24 protein-coding genes and 1 riboswitch are annotated in these 21,889 nt (G+C 44.9%); of the genes, 8 read left to right on the top strand and 16 right to left on the bottom strand.

Annotation, left to right across the window (positions count from 1 at the left end):
* Nucleotides 1–229: 229 nt before the first annotated feature.
* The 4 genes from JCM12296_RS00695 to JCM12296_RS35610 form a co-directional block, all read right to left on the bottom strand.
* Nucleotides 230–847 (bottom strand): hypothetical protein, encoded by a 618-nt coding sequence (locus tag JCM12296_RS00695; protein WP_054688842.1) that lies wholly within the window; start codon nucleotides 845–847, stop codon nucleotides 230–232.
* Nucleotides 848–1,075: 228 nt separating this feature from the next.
* Nucleotides 1,076–1,321, bottom strand: coding sequence for a hypothetical protein (locus JCM12296_RS00690; RefSeq protein WP_054688840.1), 246 nt, complete (start codon nucleotides 1,319–1,321; stop codon nucleotides 1,076–1,078).
* Between the two features lie 15 nt (nucleotides 1,322–1,336).
* Nucleotides 1,337–1,588: a MerR family transcriptional regulator gene (locus JCM12296_RS00685; protein ID WP_054688838.1), complete on the bottom strand. Its 252-nt coding sequence runs from the start codon at nucleotides 1,586–1,588 to the stop codon at nucleotides 1,337–1,339.
* Between the two features lie 90 nt (nucleotides 1,589–1,678).
* Nucleotides 1,679–1,930 (bottom strand): HIRAN domain-containing protein, encoded by a 252-nt coding sequence (locus JCM12296_RS35610; protein ID WP_083455671.1) that lies wholly within the window; start codon nucleotides 1,928–1,930, stop codon nucleotides 1,679–1,681.
* A 283-nt stretch (nucleotides 1,931–2,213) separates the two neighbouring features.
* Here JCM12296_RS35610 and JCM12296_RS00675 point away from each other — a divergent pair, with 283 nt between their 5' ends.
* On the top strand, nucleotides 2,214–2,882 hold the full coding sequence (locus JCM12296_RS00675; RefSeq protein WP_054688834.1) for a hypothetical protein: 669 nt from the start codon (nucleotides 2,214–2,216) through the stop codon (nucleotides 2,880–2,882).
* A 49-nt stretch (nucleotides 2,883–2,931) separates the two neighbouring features.
* Here JCM12296_RS00675 and JCM12296_RS00670 read toward each other — a convergent pair whose 3' ends face one another.
* The 9 genes from JCM12296_RS00670 to JCM12296_RS00635 all read right to left on the bottom strand — a co-directional run bounded on the left by JCM12296_RS00670 (nucleotide 2,932) and on the right by JCM12296_RS00635 (nucleotide 9,211).
* Nucleotides 2,932–3,681, bottom strand: coding sequence for a metallophosphoesterase family protein (locus JCM12296_RS00670; RefSeq protein WP_172683704.1), 750 nt, complete (start codon nucleotides 3,679–3,681; stop codon nucleotides 2,932–2,934).
* Nucleotides 3,682–3,745: 64 nt separating this feature from the next.
* Nucleotides 3,746–3,979: a hypothetical protein gene (locus JCM12296_RS00665; RefSeq protein WP_054688831.1), complete on the bottom strand. Its 234-nt coding sequence runs from the start codon at nucleotides 3,977–3,979 to the stop codon at nucleotides 3,746–3,748.
* A gap of 201 nt (nucleotides 3,980–4,180) precedes the next feature.
* Nucleotides 4,181–4,528 carry a hypothetical protein gene (locus tag JCM12296_RS00660; RefSeq protein WP_054688957.1) on the bottom strand — a complete coding sequence of 116 codons (348 nt, stop codon included), beginning with the start codon at nucleotides 4,526–4,528 and terminating at the stop codon, nucleotides 4,181–4,183.
* A 202-nt stretch (nucleotides 4,529–4,730) separates the two neighbouring features.
* Complete coding sequence (locus JCM12296_RS00655; protein WP_157067267.1) at nucleotides 4,731–5,066, bottom strand: hypothetical protein; 336 nt, start codon at nucleotides 5,064–5,066, stop codon at nucleotides 4,731–4,733.
* A gap of 212 nt (nucleotides 5,067–5,278) precedes the next feature.
* Nucleotides 5,279–6,217 (bottom strand): DUF932 domain-containing protein, encoded by a 939-nt coding sequence (locus JCM12296_RS00650; protein ID WP_054688827.1) that lies wholly within the window; start codon nucleotides 6,215–6,217, stop codon nucleotides 5,279–5,281.
* Between the two features lie 1,040 nt (nucleotides 6,218–7,257).
* Nucleotides 7,258–7,410 carry a PD-(D/E)XK nuclease family protein gene (locus JCM12296_RS49995; protein WP_422698463.1) on the bottom strand — a complete coding sequence of 51 codons (153 nt, stop codon included), beginning with the start codon at nucleotides 7,408–7,410 and terminating at the stop codon, nucleotides 7,258–7,260.
* A gap of 17 nt (nucleotides 7,411–7,427) precedes the next feature.
* On the bottom strand, nucleotides 7,428–8,090 hold the full coding sequence (locus tag JCM12296_RS00645) for a RecB family exonuclease (protein ID WP_054688825.1): 663 nt from the start codon (nucleotides 8,088–8,090) through the stop codon (nucleotides 7,428–7,430).
* Nucleotides 8,091–8,251: 161 nt separating this feature from the next.
* Entirely contained in the window at nucleotides 8,252–8,962 is a 711-nt protein-coding gene (locus tag JCM12296_RS00640; protein WP_054688822.1) for a Rad52/Rad22 family DNA repair protein, read from the bottom strand.
* 12 nt (nucleotides 8,963–8,974) lie between these two features.
* Entirely contained in the window at nucleotides 8,975–9,211 is a 237-nt protein-coding gene (locus tag JCM12296_RS00635; protein WP_054688821.1) for a hypothetical protein, read from the bottom strand.
* Between the two features lie 390 nt (nucleotides 9,212–9,601).
* Between JCM12296_RS00635 and JCM12296_RS35605 the strand changes: the two genes are divergently transcribed.
* The 6 genes from JCM12296_RS35605 to JCM12296_RS00610 all read left to right on the top strand — a co-directional run bounded on the left by JCM12296_RS35605 (nucleotide 9,602) and on the right by JCM12296_RS00610 (nucleotide 16,426).
* Nucleotides 9,602–10,300: a restriction endonuclease gene (locus JCM12296_RS35605; protein WP_157067266.1), complete on the top strand. Its 699-nt coding sequence runs from the start codon at nucleotides 9,602–9,604 to the stop codon at nucleotides 10,298–10,300.
* A gap of 226 nt (nucleotides 10,301–10,526) precedes the next feature.
* A complete protein-coding gene (locus tag JCM12296_RS00630) occupies nucleotides 10,527–10,712 on the top strand; it encodes a hypothetical protein (RefSeq protein ID WP_054688819.1) in 186 nt (61 codons plus the stop codon).
* 100 nt (nucleotides 10,713–10,812) lie between these two features.
* A complete protein-coding gene (locus JCM12296_RS37685) occupies nucleotides 10,813–11,049 on the top strand; it encodes a hypothetical protein (protein ID WP_157067265.1) in 237 nt (78 codons plus the stop codon).
* Between the two features lie 788 nt (nucleotides 11,050–11,837).
* Nucleotides 11,838–11,934, top strand: a riboswitch (cyclic di-GMP riboswitch).
* A gap of 105 nt (nucleotides 11,935–12,039) precedes the next feature.
* Nucleotides 12,040–12,594 (top strand): PEP-CTERM sorting domain-containing protein, encoded by a 555-nt coding sequence (locus JCM12296_RS00620; protein ID WP_054688816.1) that lies wholly within the window; start codon nucleotides 12,040–12,042, stop codon nucleotides 12,592–12,594.
* A 30-nt stretch (nucleotides 12,595–12,624) separates the two neighbouring features.
* Nucleotides 12,625–16,023, top strand: coding sequence for a discoidin domain-containing protein (locus JCM12296_RS00615; protein WP_054688814.1), 3,399 nt, complete (start codon nucleotides 12,625–12,627; stop codon nucleotides 16,021–16,023).
* Nucleotides 16,024–16,159: 136 nt separating this feature from the next.
* Entirely contained in the window at nucleotides 16,160–16,426 is a 267-nt protein-coding gene (locus JCM12296_RS00610) for a YgjP-like metallopeptidase domain-containing protein (protein WP_246803883.1), read from the top strand.
* Nucleotides 16,427–16,896: 470 nt separating this feature from the next.
* Here JCM12296_RS00610 and JCM12296_RS00605 read toward each other — a convergent pair whose 3' ends face one another.
* The 3 genes from JCM12296_RS00605 to JCM12296_RS00595 all read right to left on the bottom strand — a co-directional run bounded on the left by JCM12296_RS00605 (nucleotide 16,897) and on the right by JCM12296_RS00595 (nucleotide 20,700).
* Nucleotides 16,897–17,442: an excalibur calcium-binding domain-containing protein gene (locus JCM12296_RS00605; protein WP_054688809.1), complete on the bottom strand. Its 546-nt coding sequence runs from the start codon at nucleotides 17,440–17,442 to the stop codon at nucleotides 16,897–16,899.
* Nucleotides 17,443–18,048: 606 nt separating this feature from the next.
* Nucleotides 18,049–19,524, bottom strand: a complete 1,476-nt coding sequence (locus JCM12296_RS00600; RefSeq protein WP_172683703.1) for a toprim domain-containing protein — start codon at nucleotides 19,522–19,524, stop codon at nucleotides 18,049–18,051.
* A gap of 474 nt (nucleotides 19,525–19,998) precedes the next feature.
* Entirely contained in the window at nucleotides 19,999–20,700 is a 702-nt protein-coding gene (locus JCM12296_RS00595; RefSeq protein WP_054688805.1) for a Cthe_2314 family HEPN domain-containing protein, read from the bottom strand.
* A gap of 983 nt (nucleotides 20,701–21,683) precedes the next feature.
* On the opposite strand from JCM12296_RS00595, the gene JCM12296_RS00590 reads away from it, so the two are divergent.
* Nucleotides 21,684–21,889: hypothetical protein (locus tag JCM12296_RS00590; protein ID WP_157067264.1), on the top strand; the 206-nt coding region annotated here is incomplete at its 3' end.

Below are 21,889 nucleotides of genomic sequence, written 5' to 3'. Positions count from 1 at the left end.
CTTTTTCAGGGCAATAGCATTGATAAAGCCATTGCGTTTTCAAGATGAACGGGGCACTCGTTCAGCTTCGTTCCGGGACAGTTGAGGTTGGCTTTAACAAGAGATGATGCTATTCGCTGCGAAAGCTTGCCGATAGGAAGTGTGACGTGGCTTGGAAAAGAGAAGGGCTCGACTGGAACAGGATGATGTATCGCCCGCCCGGCCGAGCCCGTAAGATAGGACAGCTTTATCAGTCGATGTAGCCGGCTTGCTGCAGAATAGTTTTGAAACGCTGTCGTTTCCGGTCAAGCCGTTTCAGATAAGTGTCGTAGCTGATACCGAGTCGGCCGGCTTCTTCAGCACGATCTTTAGCCCCCAGCAACACTTCCAGATCCTCCTCACCGAAAAAGTCCAGTGCCATTTGCATCAGTTCTTTGCCGATCAACTTATCTTCCGGGTTGTCAGGTTCAACCAACCCTTCGATACCTTCCTGTTCATATGGTTCGTAGGATGTCCCAGAACGACCGTTTATCTTTTCGCCTGGTGAGTTTTGAGCCAGTGGAATAAGCGAAAGGTGGGTCTCTTGCTTTTTCAACTCACGCACCAATGACAACACGCCATAATAACAGAACGTGAGCACATAGGTCTTCAAGCAGGATAGGTTTGGATCGTGTCGCTTGTGTTTTTTCTGTCCTTTATACTTCCATTTCAAATGGTCTATGATTTCTTTGCGGGTGATACCGTACCGATGATAAAGCCATTTTACCCGTTTCTGAATGGAGTGATTCATCCAAAGTTTGCCGCCTTGCCAGATGTATCGGGTAATCAATCGGTAGGACTCGATCAGCAGCCGAGTTTCAGGTTTCAATCAGATTTACCGCCTCAGCCCAGAATCCTTTCTTTGCTGAAGGTTGTCGATGTTGGCTTTTTCGACGGCGGCTAAGGAAATTTCAGCATCGATGTTACGTTTACGAATGTTCATTTGTCATAAGTCCTCCTTGAATTTGATTCTCTCCATTGAAAATGGGTGTGGGTGGAAGGTGGAGAGGCACCTTGTTCAGACCGGTTCATGACGCCGGTCCTAACCCACACCCGGTCAAACATTAACGCACTGGTCGCGGATAACTGCCACCGCTGGGTGGCTCAGGATATGCCGGCGGGATGGAAAGGCTCGTTTCCCGTGCATGAGCCAGTTGAGCCGGATTTTCTCTTTCAGTTGATACAGATTGTAGCTCAGGATACCGATTTCACAGGCATCCAGAATTTCATTGAAAAAGGTGCATCCGTTCAGCAAACAGGTCTTGCCCATCAGCGGGCACATTTTGTCGGTTAAGTTGTGCATTCACGTAATCCTCCTTTATTGATTTTCACCAACCGCAATTTTCGCGGCGGCGGGCAAAGCATAGCCCTCATCCAGCAGATGCTTAATCTTGGTAATCAACTCCACTTGCTTCAGGTTGAATCTCCGGTAGGAACGATCACCGGATACGATTCGATCCGCCGTGGGAATAAATCCCCTGGCTTCCCAATTACGGATCTGCTTCAGAGTAGCACCGGAGAGCTTAGCAGTGTCGCCGATGCTGTAGGTTTGAATGTTATTGAATGTCATTTGAAATCCTCCTCTAAAATTTTATTGCGGGCAGAATAAATGCCCTTCTAACCATAGGCAGGTTAGTTTATTCCCCGCATGGGAAGCCCATCACTTACCTTGGCCGTCTTCAATGATTTCCACGGTCAGACCGACGATGCTGTCAGGTCCGAATTGATTGCGACAGACGAACCGGGCTGTGAGTTGGGTGCCGGAATCCATTACGGGAGCCAGTTTTTCCGCTACCGGCCGTTGCAGATAGCCCAACCGATCAGTGAGGAACCAGACACCGACGGCATTTGGATCGTGATGATTGTTGGGCTCTCGTACCAGGTTAAAGTAACCGATGTCCGGTAGCCCCACTTATTGATGGCTTCCTGGCAATCGCCGAACGTGACGCCGGCCAGTTTGGTGTTGAATGATTTGAACATAGGAATGGTCCTCCTTGTGATTTTATTACGGGCAGATGGATGCCCTTCTAATCATAGGGAGGTTAGTTTATTCCCAGGTTGGCAATAAACGTTCACATATTTTCGAGCTGATTTTATTTAACATGTGTGTTAACAAGCTATTCTCAAGTATAGCAAATCAGGAAAAACCAAACGGATTCATGTCGATTTAACACCATCGCTGAAAGAGATGCCCCATGTCCATGGATCAGAAAAAACGGCAGAAAAAGCTTGCGAAGAAAAAATCTAAAAGGAAACAAGCTCTTTCAAATCAAAAGAAAAGGTTTTCTTTCAGTGATAGGATTTCCCGCACAAAGGCACTTATTATCGCAAAATCTTCTCCCATAATAGAGTGCCGTATTAGGAAGGATATTTTATCAAAAGGGATAGGCACTGCTATTATTGCTCGAAAGATGCCGAATGGCTATATCGGAGCAGGTGTTTATCTGTTAGATGTTTGGTGCTTGGGGGTAAAAAACACCTATTTCACCACTCTTTCTGAATATGATTACATGGACAGAATAAGTGAAATAGAGGTCAATGAAGATTTGGAGAATATCCACCCGTCTTGTTTTCGCAAACTGATCGATGAATGCGTTGACTATTCCGAGGAACTGGGATTCAAACCGCATAAGGATTACAAAATATCCAGACAATTACTGATGGATATTGACCCGACCGTGTGTCCGAATAAGTACACTTTTGGAAAAAACGGGAAGCCTTTTTATCTTTCAGGACCTCATGAGAGTGAACAAAGATCCAAACAGATAGTAAATACGCTTCAAAAAAATTGTGGTGAGGGAAATTTTGATTATTTAGTGCAAGTTGGCGACATGGGATTTGACGATTATGATGATGATTATTAGAACTTGGTATTTTCTATGATAATTGCCTTATCTGACTTTTTCCATCGCCTCAGCCCAAAATTTCCAACCAATTCTGATAAAGCCGCTTGGCATTGTATTTCGGAAAATTCCTTTCCGCTATTAGTTTCGCTGTCTTATCAATGTCATACTTCACGTACCGCAGATCGACAGTAAACTCGGCATCATCGAAAATGACGTATTTTGCATCCGAGTTCCCGTCCCTTGGCTGACCGACGCTGCCCACGTTGATTATGTGCTTCATTTTGGGGTTAATTTGGTTGATGCCGGGATATAGCATCTTGAACTCAAAGTCCTGGCCGTCATAGCAGCAAGAATTCGTATCATGGGTATGGCCGATGAAGGCGAACTGCTGTTCCAATTCCTCGAATATTTTCAGAAGATTTTCATCTTCGAAGGTATAAATGTAGGTGCTGATTGAATCAGGCGGAGCACCGTGAACAAAGAGCATGTTATCCATGATGAGATTGACCGGCAGGTTAGCTATATATTCCAAAGTTTCTTCTGAAATCAGGCCCCTTGTGATCTCGATGGAAAGGATCGCATCTGGATTGAATCTGGCAAGAGCTTCCTTGTGAAGGATTGCATTTTCGTGATTTCCCATGACGCATGGGATTTTATTTTCAATCAAATACCGTGAGACCTCCTCGGGTTGCGGGCCATAGTTGATGAAGTCGCCAAGGCAAATAATTTTATCGACCTGGGCCTTTTGGATGTCTTCGTCAACCTTTAACAAGGCTTCATAATTGCCGTGGATGTCTGAAATGATGGCTATCTTCATGGTTTGTATCCTATCTTGAATGAATGCCGGCGGCAATGAAATCACCACCGCCGGCCAATAATTGTTAATTTCCATTGTCCTTTTTGTCAAAAGACTTCCTGATCCGTTCCTTCTCCCGCTTCTCCCTGGCGATTTCTTCACTTATCGGCCCAATAATCATCCAGTCTTGCCACTCGGGGCCATCCCAGCATCCATCACCTGATTCAGCCGGCCCATCTTTATCCAGGGTTCCATCATCCAAATGATCGTCGAACCCATCATCCATGCTGTCATCGCAATCATCGAATAGATCGTCCATATCGTCCTCCTCGTCCCGGTTTCCTTGATAAACAATTCGGCCGTATGCGAATTTTCAGGCCGGCCAAAACTCGTTTCAGAATTTTCCCCAATTGCTCTGGTTCTCCGTAACGTGCTTTCTCTTCCTTGGTCATGGATACCTCCTAAAATAGAAAAGCCCTGCCACCTTTCGATGACAGGGCTCCGTGATTGATGTGTTGATTCAGCCGATGAACGCCATCAGCCGGCGGATCATAAACAAAGGTGACAGGTCGGATCGGCCAAGCATCTTGGCCACCTGGTCCCCTTGTAAGAAGATATCCCCGGCCGGCTGGTTTCCTTCAAAGGCTTCCAGGAAAATGTGGTCCATACTTCTGTTGATGGACAGCACGCAGGTCAGGCCGGCTTCGCGGTAAACGTGGATGTCATCCATATAGCCAGCGGATAGCTTGTGCCGGTGGGTGCCGTGCCGGTCCCTGAAAATGATCTGCAAGGACGGATTGAACCTGCCGGCGGAGACCATTTCATCAATGGATTCCTTGGTGATGCTGTAGTTTTTCACTCTCGTCATATTGACCTCAATAAAAAAAGCCCCCACGATCCGCTGACGGACCATGAGGGCGATTGAAGTGATCCCAACACCTATGCCAGTGCCTCAGCAAAGACACGCTTCCAACCGGCAAAGCCGTCCCCATCTCTGTCCTCGAATGGCAACGACATTTGGCCTCTCTGCCTTAATTCTTCGCTTTCCCAGTGCTCGAATACATACTTCTTCAGACGGTTGGCGTAGCGGATTTCGTAGCGGGTGCACCTGTGTAGCCGCCTTCCTGGCTGATGAAAGCGTGAATGACCTCGCAGGCAGCGATCAATTCACGATTACGGCTGTAGTACCGTTCCACCATGTCGGACCGATCTCGGATATTCCTCAAATCTGGAGCATAAACGCGGATCTCGAAGCCGGCGGCCCTGGCCGCTTCCGCAGCCCAGGTGCAAACGCCTCGGCATGAACTGGTCAGGATGATTGAATTTTTGGGAAGGGAATGGACCAGATCGACAACCGACTGTTTGTCTTTGTATTTACGGGCACCTACAATACCGACGTATTTCATACGGACCTCCAAAAACAAAAAATGCCCCATCACCTGTTAGATGATGAAGCATTTCAGTTTGTTAGAAAAAAGTGTTTAGTCGACTAAACAGCTGGGGATGGTAATCGGAGAGCCGACTTTTCCACAAAAACTGTTCAGCCGACTAAACATCAAAACCGATTTTCAGTGACTGAACGAAAAAACACGTTCAATCGATTAAACATGGAAATGGATCACGCCTTCACCATGTTCAGTATCTGACCGCCGGCTCGTTCGAGCCGATAAGCTCCCGATGCCGTCAACCGGCCGTCTTGGGCAGCCCGAGTAAACGCCTGAATGATGTGAAACATCGTGCCGCCTTGCTCAAGATAGAAGGCCTGCTTCACGATTTGGGCCTCATCCTGGGAAATTTGAAACTGACGGGCGAAGGAATTGATGGTGCTTTCGGGATCGTTTACTCGCGACTGGGCGGAAATACGGAACCGATCTTGTCCCCGATGGGCTTGGCTGACCACCCCTTGCAGGATGTCGGGAAACGCATCCATGACCCGGCGGGAGATGTGCTTGTAACGGGCATCCACGGCGGTCTTGGAAATCAATCCGTTGGTACAGACCAGGCGATAATAGAAAGCCTCGATGGACACCGCCAGAATGCCGACCTCGGAATTGGCGATGGAGATGCCAGGGATGATCTTGTCGTCGCCGGCCAGATGAAAGGCTTTGTCGTATTCCGGCATTTTCAGGACCAGTATTTCATCGTCCAGGGCAAACTGAATTTCCTCGGCCGGGTCAAATCCGGCTTCCAAGATCTTGGTCAACACCTCCATATGGTCGATGGCGGTATAGCGATGGGTGAACACCGCCCGCAATCGATTGGCGTCGAACCGACAAAGGAAGGCATCCCGTGTCCGACGTTCCTGCTCGATCCAGTAGTTGAGGTTACGGGCCTGAAGTTCATCGGGACATCTGGACAGGTAGCTGAACGGCACCCGCAGCCGGTTGGCCAATAGCCGTTGTGCACTGGGAGCCACTTCAATGGGCCGGCCTGAAATCCACATCCGGGTCAGACTGTCGAACTGCATGTCATTGACGGGAACGATTTCGTCAAAATGATTTGCGGATTGTTCACGGACTTCATTGATGACGGTTTCGAGGGTTTCGATTCTGGTCATGATAGTTCTCCTTTATTCCTTGGGTTTGTTATTTTTGGCGGGGGATGAATTGAGTTCCTGCATCGCTTTCTCAAAGCACTCCTCGCAAATCGTGTGGGTAACTGCATTAACAAGCATTTCAGAGCAGGGGTCCTTACACTCTTTTGGTGGTAAAGAACGGCCACACCAGGAGCAAATACGGGCGATCAACATGATGGTTTCCTTTCTAAACAGAAACGCCCCTCAGAGGCTCGTAGAGGGCCGTAGAGAGGCGTTTTTGGTTTTGGTATATACTTCTCAACTTCTCACATTACTACGCTTTATGGGCGTCTCCTTTGCGGTGTCGGGTCATTGAAAAAGCAGCCGCCCTTTTAGTATTACAGGACGGTATGGTTTCCGGCACACACGGACCATCCGGGCCGGCGGAACGTTCCACCCCATCAACGGCTCTACCTGTCCAACGGCAATTGGACGGCAAGGCACATGGGGAGTAATGTTCTTTGAATGCTGGCTTGATTGGGGATGTGTGCTGGAAAGGCGTGTCAGGAGCGTTCAGGGGCTCTATGTGGCGACTTCTTTGGCGGGATGGCCAACTTTACATGGAAGTAAAATAGTCCTCGATTTTGGGCCGCAGGGCGTCTTTGACATACCCATACCGTCTGCGTGTCATCCAACGCAAAGAGGACACCGCCGGAAAACCGACAACTGCCCTCTCTGCTGGCTCGATTTGTGGGTAAGGTGATTTATCCGTGGCACGGAAAACCACCGGGTGAGTTATGCTACTTTCAATACCTCAACCGATAATGCTGGTAGTTCCACTGCTTGTGGTACGGACCCGTTTTACCGAATTCGCATTTCCCACTATCTTTGGCAAAAACAAGCCATAAGTTACCGTAACTTTTGTTTATACTGACGATTTACAGAGTTCATTTACCCTTTAAGTAAACGCCAGTGGGGGCCGGCATGAGCAACTGTGAATGATTGATGGGAATGCAAAGGATTAGTGCTTGAGCAATGGCTAATGGATAGGTGATGAGGATGGGATAGGTTGAAGAGGAAAGTTACCAAGCCTTGCAGGCGTCTGCGTAACCACAGTCCGAGCACATCCAGTTGGGCTGGGGCATGTAGATCCCAGCATCGATACCAGCCAGCACGGCATTGGCGATCTTGGCGAAGCGTTTCCGATCCTGGGCGGTCCGGGCGGTATGAACGATCTCCAGCTTGGGACTTTTCAGCTTGCGAAGGACATCGAACCGGCATTTGACCGCGAGGTGGGAAACACATACTTGTTTGCGGCCAACAGATATGCGTAGGACGTCATCTGATTGTCATTATCAGCGGTCTTCTGTGCCATGGGCTGGGCAGCCGTTTTGTTATCCACCACCACCGCTTCGTTATGCTCATCCATCAGCAACAGATCGATGATGCCCACCAGCAGAAAATCCGTGGGCAGACCGTCATCCGTGTATAGACGTGCAGTAAGGGGCAATTCCACATCGACCACCGCATAGCCAGACAGATCCACGGATTCATGGAAAGCCGTCAGCATGGACCGCCCCATGGCGAGGGCACCGGCTTTGTCTGGTGTGGTCTTTTTCCAGACGATGGGCGTGCTGGCATTCTTTTCCAGGCTCGTGCAAAGGACTTCCCCGAACTTCTCCAGCAGAGCCTCTAACGGTTCCTTGTTACGGCCGTTTTTCATCGACCGGTAAAACAGCTCCTCGGCGGCATGCATGGCTTTACCAAATGGAAGCGTGATGCTGATCCGCTCGGGTTTGCGTTTCTCCACGTAATGGAAACGATATTTGAGGGAACAGTTGAGGTAAGTGAGGATCTGGTTGTGGCTAACGTAAAGATCCTGGCTGAAACGGTTCAGGGCTTGATTTCTGGGCATGACGATCTCCTTTCTTGGGCAGAACGTAAAAGAGGGAGGCCGAATGGACGGACCTCCCCCATGGGATTACAGATGAATGGAATAGTGCCCGAGGGCGTTGGGTTACGGTGTTTCAATGGGTACGGAAAATGTGGAACGAAGGGATGGGGCGTGGGGTGGGATTAGTTGGCGAGGAGTTGCTGGATCACGGCTGAGGCGTCATTCTTGGAAAGGTATTCAGCGGCGGCACCGAACAATTGCAGACACTGTTGATCCAGATCCGCCTTGGAACGGCCTTTATCCTGGATCAAGCGAAGCATGTACTTATACTGATTGTTGGTGAGCCGGCCGTTGCCATTTCCGTTGCCACCGCTACCGCCATTGCCTCGGTATTCACCGGACCCGTGGTCCCCGTTACGATGTCCCCCGGATGGGCGATTGTTTCCGTTACCGTTCCCGCCATTATTGCCGTTTCCGTTGTTACGATATGACCCTGATTGACGATGTGCCCCTTGGGACCGATCGTTACGGTACAAATGCAAACCAACACCGAGCAATGTGGCGGCCTTCTTCAATGCATCTGTCGCTGCGGCTTTGAGGTCATCGGCAAGGGAGATGATGTCGCCCGATTCTCTGGCACGGGTGATCCGGCTGGAACCGAACTGGCTTTTGACGATACCGCCGGCCTTCAGCTCTCCCAAGACGAGCACTTCATCGGTCTCGTTCAGGATCTCATGCCGGACGATGGTAAAGGACCACTCACCATCAAAGGCATCGTTCAGACGCTGGATCACGGCATGGCCTTCGATGTAATCCAGCATCTTGCCAAAGTTGCCTTCACGCTGTTTGATCTGCTCGGGGGCAAAGGGTCTTTCGAGGATTTCTCTGTTCATGGGGTTCTCCTTTCAGTTGATATGATTCCAATGGTTGAATACGGCACCGCACTCGCGGCATTCGGGTTCATTTATAAGGGGTGGATAAAGGCGGGAAAGGTACTGTGGACTGGCTCGGGTCTGGCGAAGGATTTCCAGTTGCTGGAACTTGGTTATTTGGTCATTCAGACAACGGGAACAATAAAACTCGTCCCAGACATAGCCGGAGTTTTCGTGATCCTTGAGGACCACATGGTACAGGTCGGTCATAGAGGGTTATCTCCTTTCGATGGACACAAAAAAGGTGGCCTATCGGTGGGATGGAGGTCGCCTGGGGTTTGGCTAAATGAAGTGTACGTTTAAGGGAAGTTCAGGTCTTGTGACGCTACGGTATTATGGACGGTAATCATACGATTTTTTTGGGGGGGTGAAGTGGTTCCATGTTGGTGCCTGAATCTGTAACAACCAGCTGTTAACTTAATGAAAAACAACAAACCTCTATTTCCGGTGCTTTGTGCAAACAATATGGTCAAGGCAACTACCTACGTCATTTTGAAATGGGATAATGTATTGATTTCCGGTAAAAATCTTGTTGATATGGAATGAATTTAGACATGAGTATATACCTAAGAAAACTGAAAATGAAAAATTGGAGTGAAGATGCAAGATAATGTTTCATGCAGCAACTGTGGAAAACAGTTAAATGTTGAGTCAGAAAAAGATCAATCTCACCGAATTCCCTGTCCAAATTGTGGCTCCACAAAGCGTACGTTTTCTGTCAGCATAAGTGAAACAATTCATTTTTCGAGTAGCTTCAATGCAAAATTGAAGGTGGTTTCCTCTTCGAGTCTTCTGCTGCAAACAGTTATTGTGGCTGGAGAAAAAACTTCCGAAGGATGTCTTATTGAAGCGGTAGCAATCCCTTGGCTTGATATCATTGCTCTTATCAAAGACGATCCATCTACTGCATATCAAATATCGCCAGATAAATGGGAAGAAATTGTTGCAGGTGCCTACAAACGATCAGGGTTCGATGAGGTTATACTTACACCCCGAAGTGGTGATTTGGGAAGGGATGTGATTGCCGTAAAAAAAGGCATTGGTCATATCCGAATTATTGATCAAGTTAAAGCTTATAAACCTGGACATCTTGTAACTGCAAACGATGTAAGAGCATTAATGGGGGTACTTCATGGTGACGGGGCATCAAAAGGATTTCTAACAACAACTTCTGATTTTGCACCAAAAATAAAAGATGATCCATTAATAACACCATTCATCCCGTCAAGGCTCCAGCTAATAAATGGAACAAGCCTCTTTAAGAGGCTTGAGGATCTAATGGACCAAAAATCAAAATAATTTCAAAAATAGGGTATAAAAAGGCAACAGCTAATATGAAGCCGCATTTTTATGCCAAGCATTCGATAATCTAATAAGAATTAAGACATCTTTACCCATCGATGGATGACAGAGATGGTCCCGGTTTATTTGACCTCTGAATAGATAAAAGAGCCTATCCGGCCATACAGCCAAGGCCACCAGGCTCCAGTCCTGCAATTGCAAAGAAACAAAGGGGGAAAGAAAGATGGGAAAACGAAAAAAGAAGTGGCCGAAGGGCCTGAAGCCCAAGCTTCATCAAGGCGGGGTGCTCAACGAAAGCGACAAGCTCAGCATTGATGACGTGATACCGAAAATCGAGTTGGCGGGCAGAACGTTTACCACCAGGCTGGTGGACAGGAATGATCCGTATAATCTGCGAAGGAAATATTGAGGCGGGATGATTGCGGAGCTTTTCGGCCGGCGGGTAAAATTTGCGAATGCATGTGGCGAGGTCATTTCCAGCACTTCAGCCGGTAATGCTGGTAAGTCAGGTGCTCGATACACAGTTCTTTGAGGTCCGTAAGTTCGGTCTTCCATCCACGTTTCTCCATTATTCGCTTGGCCCGGAAAATGGCTTCTTTATAACGTTCATTGCTGAAAAAGCTGAATGGGTTTTCTACCAGGTGGCTGTTTTCAATGTCCCGCCAGTGACTTCCGTCGCGGATACGAGGGATTTTCCAGATGTCTCGGTTAAGGGAACGGGCAACGAACTGACAAATCTCGACTGACTTTGGCATGGATAACCTCCCTTTAAACGCAAGAAGGCCCCAGCCATAATGACCGGAGCCCTCGGAAATGAATACCCCCATAGGGGCTATAAATCATCAGAGGCGGATCGCCTCTATCTCATATTACTGGTCCCGCAAACACACACTGGGCTCATTTTCAAAATTTAGAACTATCATGGGATATTGGTCCCACGCAGACGGCAAAATAAAATTGCCACGCGAATGTAGCAAATTCGCATTTCAATTAAACGGCTTCTACCAAAATAGGTTCATTTATTTCACACTTGATATGTAATTTTTTATCCATTGTGGCTTGAGTTACACAATTAAACTTTGATTTGGATTACTGTCACAATTGTTTAATTCTTCGTTAACTCAAATTTCGAGATTCATAGCCTGCCATTTTATTCATACCCATTTTTCAATTCTGCTTACTTTTTCATAAACGATTCCATTCCAAACCCAAACAAATCGAGTAAAATCGTTACAGCAAAATCGACTTGTTTTTTAATAAATCGTCACATTATGTTACACCTGCTATCGTAGAAAAAGTGAAGAGCAACAATCAACTCATTTTAAATACATAGTTTTTTAATAACAATTAATAAATTCTTAAATTGGCACGCTTTTTATTCGCTTTTAACTACCTTTTTATACCTACCAATTTTTTGTTGGATCAAACAAGGTGACTCGCCTATTGATTTTCTATTTTTCTCTTTCATGTAGCATTATGAGGCTTTTTTTTTGCATTCACTCAAAAATAACTCCATTTACCTATAATCAATAAATCAAGACAAAGCCAAACCTGTCGCGAGATAGGGACGGAGAGCCACGGGTCTCATAGGGGCACTCTTGATACCTCATAGAGATAGCCGAGCTGCTTTTTGGGTGATTCTGTTTCTTTGTTTTTATGCAGCTGAATATACCTTTGAGAAAGCACATTAGAAGTAATTGTCAACTCTAACCTCTGTAAGATGAAGGGAGACGCGAATGATGAAGATCAACCCAATTTGTATGCTCTTGTTAGCGGTGGTTTTGGCTTTCCCCATTGGTGAGGCACAAGCAATTGAAATTAAATATCAGGCAATTGATTTGGCAGACACAACAGTGGGTGAGGATTTATGGCAATATACTTACACAATATCTGATTACACCTTTTCAGAAGACACAGGATTTACTATTTTCTTTGATTCGGGTCTTTACACTCTTATTGATCCTGCCCCCTCAGCTCCCAACGCGGATTGGGACGTACTCACATGGGACCCAGATCCGTCTCTTCCAGATGATGGTGCCTATGACGCCTATGCATTGATCAATAATGCCTCCCTCTCTGATTCGTTCACGGTAAGTTTCGTATGGTTGGGTGCCGATACACCAGGAGCTCAATCATACGATGTATATGACGGAATTACATGGGATATACTTGAGTCAGGTACGACCGTGGCGTCGCAAGCTGCCCCAGTTCCAGAACCTGCCACAATGCTGTTGCTTGGTGTGGGCTTGACAGGTTTGACGGCGTTCAGAAAACGAATCAAGAAAGCCTAAAACAAACATACGGACACAGGAGGAAACGCGATGAAGGGGACGATTCGCACCGTATTGGTGTTGGCTGTTATTTTTGGGGTATTGATTTCAGGATCTGCCTGGGCAGATGATTTGAGCATTGGTAACTATACGCTGGTGAGTTCCAAACGAGTGAGCCGGGTCGAATATGAATATACGTATAAGGCGGATGTGATCAACAATGGTGGTGATGTTAACAATGTTATGGCACAAGTGACATCAAACTCGCCTTATACGATTGTAATTGATGGAACATTAGAATTTGGTAGTGTTGCATCTGGAGCCTCTATAACGAGCTCCGACACTTTTACGATAAAGCAAAATCGACAGTATTCGTTGGACTGGTCCATGTTACAGTGGAATATTCAGCATATAACTATGTCGCCAAATACTAAAATTATAAATAATATTTTGGAAAGTTATTTGTTAACGACTTCGCAAGACGGAACAACTTTTTCATTTGATAACCAAATTTCTAATGTAGTCTTATTGAATGTTAATGATATTCTTGTATTCGGTATAACCGATGGAACTCCATTAGGAGCTTTGCGTAAAATTATCAATATCCAATATGTCGGTACTACTATCATTGTTGAAACTATTCAGGCAGCACTAACTGAAGCCATTGAAGATTGTAAAATCCTAATACATCAAGAGGTCAGCCCAGGGGATGTTGTTTCCACCAACTTATCTAGTGGAGTAACTTTTACTCATAACAGCCCTTTTTTATTTTCATTGAGTGATGTAGTTATCTGGGACGCTGATGGAGATGATAGTACAACTATCGATCGAATTACCGCCTCTGGAGATTTAAATGTCGAAATAGATTTCATCCTTGATGTTGAAATTAGTGATTTTATTCTTGATAAATTTTTGTTTGTAAGTCGAGTTACAGAAGATGCTGATATAAGTGTCACTGTTGGAGGCGATTTATCATTTGACTACGATACGGTAATAGCCGAAATTGAATTGCCAACGCAAATAATATGGATAGGCTCATTTCCAGTTATTTTTAATCCTGATATTGATGTGGTTATAGGGGCAGATGGATCGGTTGATGATAGTGTCACTTCCAATATTGAACAAGACGCTAACTTTAAAGCAGGAATTGAGTACCAGTATAGTCAATGGACACCTATATCTGAATTAAACTACAGTTTTAATTTTGATGACCCAATAATCACGGCAAATGCAATCTTACACGGATATGCAGGACCTAAATTAAATATTCTGTTGTATGGTGTTGCTGGACCATATGTTTTTGTAAAAGATTTTCTAAAACTAGACGCAGATTATTTGTCTTGTCCATGGTTGACTTTGCGAGGTGGCCTGGCTGTCGATGTAGGTGTATATGTTGAAGGAATAGATGATGCACTTGATGATTTTAAAGTCACTGATGTTATCTATGTTGATTCCATCCTATACCAGAAAAACTGCGTTGATTCCGATGGTGATGATATAGATGACCATCTGGATAAATTCCCAAATGATCCTGAAGAATGGAGCGATAGTGACGGAGATGGTATCGGCGACAATGCTGACATTGATGATGACAATGATGGCGTTAATGACAATATGGACATGTTTCCACTTGATCCAAATGAATCCAGCGATTCAGATGGAGACGGTGTAGGCGACAATTCGGATAACTGCCCTGACATCGCCAACCCAAATCAGGCTGATTCTGATGGTGATGGAATTGGCGATGCTTGTGAACCAGTAGACACTCTAATCAATGTTGCCTCGCAAGAAAATGGTGGCACTGCTAACGCCATAAGTTATGGAACATATCTCGGCGACCCCCAATACCCTTGGAAAGCAATTGACGGTACTAGCCAGACTGGCTGGTCTAGCAACTGGGACATTCCAGCGTGGCTAACGGTTGAATTCAAAAAAATATACCAACTTGAAGCCATCGGCATTTGGTGGGGATCTCATCAGCATGATTACTATATCAGTGTTTCATTGGACGGTAATTCATGGACGACAGTTATTGGGCCACAACAATCGACCAATACTGAAGCAGGTCCTATTGTGCATGAATACTTCAAAATAGAACCCATTGATGCTAAATTTATTCGTATTGACATTACAACAACATCCGCACCTCCAAGTCACATATTTCAGGCTAGTGTCAATGAATTAGAAGCTTTTGCATCTGAAAAAAAATCAATACAAGGTTGGAACTATAATCATGGTGATTTGGCCGGTACAAATTATTATCCATACAGCAGCAAGGTGTTAACGAACACGACTTTACAAGAAGAGTTTTCTTTTTCAGGAAATGGTTATGTCCTCACCGGAGATGTTGATGGTGATGGCATACTGGAGACAGTCTTTACGAGTGGAAATGATTTGACGATTTTCGATGAAAATCATAGCCAACAAGTTCAGGTGACAATGCCTTCTGATGGTTTCGTTTCCATGATAGATGATGTCGATGGCGATGGTATTAAAGATGTAGGCATTGGCACAGGCAGCGGTATTGGTAGAATTTATTTTTATAATGGTCAGGGCACCTTGATCAATACATTTACCCGAACTGTTGGTTATGATGGCGGGATCTCTCCACTATCTGTAACAAATTCCGGCGACATTGCTGTCAGGGGTTTTGCTGGTTATTCAATAAATCCTCGTGGCATATATCTTTATGATTATACAACCGGTCAGCAAATATGGGGTTACGATGTCGCACCGGCCAGGTGGCCAGGCATTACCTCGATATCTGACATCGACAACGATGGGGGATTTGAATATGTGCTTGATAGTGGGACCCCACATAACGGAGCATCTGCTAACGGAACAACTGATGGTGACTTCTACCTTGTAATGATGGACGATGATGGCAGCAACCTCATTACTCAGAAATATCCATCTCCGAGCAATGGCAGTGTTGCTCATATATTCACAGACATGGATAAAGACGGGAACAAAGAGATCGTAGCAATTGAACGCCATGATCCAGTATATTATCATGGTGCTGACCAGGTTCATTTATATGATTTATCTGGAAATACGATCTATAGCTACGACGGTCCATCTGATGAGAATTGGATGTGGGCAATTGCTGATACCGATAAGGACGGCTACGACAATGTAATCGTTGGGGGATATGCTGTGCTTACAATCCTTAACGAAAACTTACAAGAGGTACGTTCAATCCAGGATGATGGCTTTGTTTATCTGGCATGTGATTTATCAGGAGATGGCTTTGTTGAAATCATTACAGTTAATAACTCTGGACTGCTAAGAGCTTATGACTACAAACTTAATTTGTTAAGTAGTTTTCAATTAAACAGTTCTGCATCCACAGGGAAAGGCATAGCGGCCAGTGATTGGGACAATGATGGAATAATAGAACTGCTTGTCCCCACAAATACAAGCCTTCAAATACTGTCTTTTTCGCATTGATACTGTTATTTATAGGCCAGATCACTGAAGCAGTCGATTTGACAAAAATTTCGATTATGGATCACTTTTCTTTAATAGTCCAAAAAGGCTCAGCATATTTTGATAATTTCATAATATATGTTCCTTGATTTGTTTATTGGAAATTGAAATCATAACCATAGTATCAATAGGGATGGCTCTACAATATTGGGCCATCCCTGTTGATGCTAATAAAACTTCGATCCTACGTATTATTTCTGCAAAAGACTCAGGACTGCCTTTCACCCTGATCGATTACATCCTCGTTTACGGACTGGCTCACATCAGGCACAAGCTCCATTCCAAAGAGTTCGACAAAGAGGTTGCCAAGTTCATTCCCTACTGGAAGGGTGTTGATGAGAGGCTGTGCGGGATGAAGCTGTAAGCACAGAAACAAGAAAAGCCCGGCCATTACAGCCAGGCCTTTCGGTGTATTTTCACCCACTGTATAGGACAGATTCCGCAAGGAAAAAGAACAGCATGACTGTCTGACTGTAATCGCCATCCCAATACCATTTCGCAGGTTACAGGTCGTTTGCCAAAAATACGCCATAAACGTCCGTAACATATAACATATATTAACGTTTCTATGTGTAATTTTACCCTTTAAGTAAACGCCACTGGGTGCGGATTACAGAAAACACCGGCAGGTAGGTGGGTGGATGGAATGTTGAGTAGGGGGTCAGGGTTTGGGTAAATACCGCACAGAAAGTCTCTGTAATTTTGTAGAAGCATCGAGGATCAGGTGTCATAGTCCCTGAATCTGACGCTTGCCGTTTTCCCTTTTATTATTCGTCCTTGAGTTCTCAACTGATTTTTCTTATTTGAATTTCAAAAAGGATATCATTTCGTCGTTTAATGGCACCATTGGCCTTCACAGGGGATACCATCATGATCGCCATCAATTTTAACATTTGGGCAGTTTTTAAGATAAAATTTTGCCTCTTTGCATGAAGTCATTTCACTACAATATTGTTTTCCTTGGCAAGAGAACCCCGTTAATTCTTCCTCCATGGAGATCTGTTCAACAGTTTCCATTATTGTTGAAACCATTGGCTTTATCATTGACTTTATCATTGGTGCCTTGAAAAAAAACAATGCTGATAAAGCAAATATGATTAAAATAATAAACAGTAGTTTGAATTTGAAAGAATTTTCATTTCGATGGTTAAATTTGTCAATCTTTATTGAAACACCTTCGATTCTGGCATTAACAGCCTTTCTTTTGCCTTCTCTATTTGTCGATATTTCAAAATAGATTATATCCTGGATACGTGGTTTCCTTGACATCCTCTTTAAGGCAGAAATATGAATGAAAACATCCTTGTTGAATGAATCAGATTTGATGAATCCAAAACCTCGATCTTCATTCCATCGAACCAGTGTTCCTTTGAATTCCATATTTTCCCCAAAGGTTATTCAAACCTATGCATTTTCGGTTAAATGCCTTCAATTTTAAGTCGTTTTTCTATCAAAGTTTCAATGCGACCGAGTGGATTTTAACGTCGATCCTAACCAACACGATTTTCTACCGCAAATCAACGAAATTTAAATTGGCTTGAGAAAACCCATTACGTAAACCATCGCAGCCATTTCGCATTTCCCACTATCTTGCCCCAAATTACGCCATAACATACCGTATCCTTTTGTCATATTAACGTTTTTCTGTGTGCATTTACCCTTTAAGTAAACGCCACTCGGCCAGGGGCTGTTAGTGAGCAGTGCGAAAGCATAAACCACCATAGCAGAGACCAGTTGATCACTGTTTGGGAAAGTACCGCACAGACAGTCGCTGTGGTCTTACAGAAGCATCAGTCTTGAGATAACCAAGCTCGTGAAGCAACGCCTTGTAGGTCGTGATGGTTCTTCTGCTGGTCCCCAACCACTCAGCCAATGTGTCATCAGTCTGCCGTATCCTACGCTTCTTTACCTGTTGCTCGATGACTATCCGCAGCCAGAGGATCAGTGCCGGTCCCAGATCTGTGTATGCCTCTGTCCGCAGGAAATTTACTGGGATGGTGAAAAATGGATCAGTCGGTGGTTTTGTGGGCCGAGCCTCCAGGAGTTTGGTGATTTCGCTGATCGTTTGATCCAGCATGGCCTTGTTGCCGTGTGAGTAGGAAAGCAACGGCAGAAAGTCGGCCACTCGGTAATAAAACTCCGTTGGTGAAGCTCCTTGGGCCACCAGGCAGGTGCTTCCTCTTCGTCCGGGCTGAAAATCATTTCCCGTTTATCCGCCGGCCCACAGGAAATAAATGACATGTGGATGGGCTTCTCCGTGGCTGGTTGATGCTTCTTTGCTGAAGCCATCATGTGTCGGAGTGAAAACCCGCTGATGGAGCCGATCACATGCTTCAGTTTCTCGGCTGGATCTTGACCCTGCTGCATGCCTCCCAGGTAATATACCGTGCCGCCGACCTCCGCCGCGATCTGCTTGATTCCTTTGCGGCCGGCTTCGTCCCAATCATAGGCAACGATGAAATGCTCCACCCCAAGCTGTTTGAAAATGCCCATCGCTTCGGCGGAAAGATAGGAACCCAACGTGGACACTACCACCGGCCGGCCCTGGTCCTGTAACAGGCGATAAAAGGCGAAATAGTCGAATATGCCCTCCACAAGGATCACCGCCCGATAGTGCTTGATGAAGCGATACGCCTTGTCGATGCCGTAGAGCCAGCTTTTCGTGGTGATGGCACCTTCAGCCTGTTGCTTGAGCCAGCGAACGCCTTGATTGTTGGGCCGTCTGCCGATCATGCCGATGACCTCTCCCCTCATATTGCGAATGGGAAAAACGATCCGGCCGGCGAAATAGTCCCCATAATTCTTTGTGAAAGGATCCTTGCTGGTGAAATCGATCTGCTGGCGGTAATAATCATACCCTCGGGCACCCTCGTCATTGAGTAGCCGAACCAAGCATGCATCCTGGAAATGACTGAAGGCCCGATAGTCTTCCTCAAAGTGAGAGAGAAAACCTTTTATCAGGGCTCTGCCGCGATATCCCTCGTCAATATAGGCAGGGCTATAGCCAATCTGAAATCGTTCAATGTCGGGCCTCTCAGGCCCTCTACGAGCGAGATGTGCGAGAACTTTAGAATACTTCTCTGGATTGGACAAAAGCAATTCATTATAGAAGGTTGCAGTCTCGGATAATGTGGCTTTGATCTGGTCGCTGGGTTCGGCGGGCTCCAGAAATTCGACACCATCATCGGGCTCTGGTTCTGTGTCAGGATCAGGAACATTTTGAGACCGCCCGCTATGAAATTCCACATCCTTCAACCCAAGGTAATCCGCCCAGATCCGTTGAGCCTGCTGAAAGGAACATTTCTCCCGCAACATGATCACATCATAGATATCCCAGTCTCCCTTGCACGCACCGAAACAATGAAATCGGACCACATCGTTTACATCCACATGAAGGCGAAAGCTGTCCTTGGTGTCTGCGTGGAACGGACAGAAGGCACTGTACCGGTATTTTCCGGTCATCTTGAACTGGATACCCAGGTGGGTCTCGGCATAGTTGAGCATCGGTTCCAGGTAAGCCGCTGTCTTGATGTCGTTGTGGGATGACATGGTGGTTTTCTCGGCAAATTGCTGTGTAACTCAAGATGGATTTGGCTGGGTCAGGGATGGTGATGGACTGTTGGGACGGTATGCTGGCTTATCTTATCGACGGGGATCTGGGCGATAGTGGCGGGTGCCTACCCCCCTAGCCCCATAAAACGTGACAGGACATATGCCTCTATGTCACATATAGGGTGGAATCGGCTATGAATACGGGCCGATTTTCGGCTCGACCATGATGATCCAACGCAAACTGACAAAAAAGGGAAATAATATATAGCGGGGGTGTTGGGGCGGGATGACTATGATGTTTTAACGTTCGGGAAGTATCATTAAAACTTATTTTTTCTGCTCCACTGTAAAAGCCCCATAATTTATACAAGTTATATGGGTTAATTAAATTATACTTTGATAAATAAACGATAGGCTTAAAATTAATTCATCTACCAAAATATGCAGCTCTCTTAAAGGAGGTTGAAATAAGTCAATTGTATCTTTTATGATCACAAACTTTAAATCATCAATTGACATTATTGATTCGAATTTATTTTCTAATTCACGATTATCAAGATCAATAATAAAACCTAACATATCTAAATTTTTATTTGAGTAACCTGCTTTATGAGCAACTTCGTTTCTCATTTTTCGAAGTGGTTTTACAACGCCACTTATATTTTTAAGTATTTTAACAGACTCAATTGAATATAGTTTAAGTTTGTTAGTTATTTTTTTATTTCCACCAATTTTTTCGATTGATTTTTCTTTGAGTAAAATAGATGTTCCGGCAACCAAGTAGCAACGGTCAACTACACTTGTTAATCTTAATAAATAATTTTCGATATGAAAGGTATGGTGAATAGAGAAGTTATAATCTGATTCATCGAATTTAGATTTCTTCAGGTATTCAAGACATAATGCAAGGCTTTGTAAGCTATTATCAATCTGATTAATTCTCGCACAAATATCATGTGCGTATTTTTCCTTAACTGTTCCGTCAAATTTAGTTTTCCCCTCTATGACGGTACGCAAACCTTTTTTCAAATAACTAGTAAAAAAAGGGAGCAAGGGTTTGATATTTTCATTTTCAATATGGAGCATGCCTATCCTTAATACATGAACAGTAGTAATTATTGAAATCTGGATATCATTATAGATGATGCTCAGGCGTGATTCAAATCTAATGCGGCTACATAAATGGAGAACATCTCCACCCCGACAAAATTACAGATACCATCATTTGTAACTATAGGGTGATCATCGCCTCCACGCCTTCGGACTCACATAATCCTCTCCCAAAGACCAAATATTCAGTTCCTTTGATTTTGCCTGTGCCTCGACTTGCTAATAGGGGTAAGAATCGAATCTCGGAGATGGCAATGGTCGCGGTGGTCGAATCTGTTTCATTGCCCTCGGCCGCTGACAGTTGTTTATAAGCTTGATATGATAAAAGAAAGGAGTGTTTTTGAATAATCACTCAAAACGGCGGATGAGTCAAGAATTTGTTGAAAAATCCATACCCTCCGACATGGGGCTGTCTTTTTCTAAAGTCGAACAAAAGGATGCCGATAATAATTTTAGTCAGCAACGCTCCTCCTCTCTTTTGGACAAGGCCTTCCTCGGGCCTTGTCTTTTTTTGTGGGTATGTTTCGGCCGGCCGCATAAACACAGACGATTTACTGTTTAGTCGACTAAACACCCGGTGGGAGATCGGGACCACCTGGCGGTTTTCACTTTTCAGCAATCACATTGATACAAAAAGGCACACTATGCCGGCTTAATAATGTGCCGAAAAGCCTATCCACCTGGAATTAAATTGGTTTCACATTTTTTCGCCGGCCGGCACAGAATCTGCTTTTTCAAATAAACAGCGAAGGGAAACAATACCCAACTGGACTGAACTGCATTGATCCTGTGCTGACTCCGCTTAATTGACCAGATATTCGACGAAACGGTACTGTTTTCGCGTCTCCTCCTCATTAACAGACAAGCCTCTATGCCCAGGGGGCTTGTCTTTTTTTATGGATCCGTTGTATGAATTGCTCCTCTGATTGATAAGAAATCAACAATTGGAACTCTAAGGCATGAAAAAGAGCAAGAAATCAAAGCAGTTTAAAAAATGGCAAGCTCAAGTTAGAAAGAAAAAAGCTGCTATATCTGATGTAAAAATGTCAGAAGTTATATTGAAACTTGCCGAACCGTTATTAACGAAATTCCCTGATGATGAAAAGCGGATAGAAACTATTATTTCTTTAACCGTTATTGAATGGAACAAGCTCATGCTTCCAGA

This window comes from Desulfosarcina cetonica JCM 12296 (assembly GCF_001311845.1).
Lineage (GTDB): Bacteria > Desulfobacterota > Desulfobacteria > Desulfobacterales > Desulfosarcinaceae > Desulfosarcina > Desulfosarcina cetonica.
Note: the sequence above shows the minus strand (reverse complement) of the source record. Positions and strands in the feature narration are given on the sequence as shown.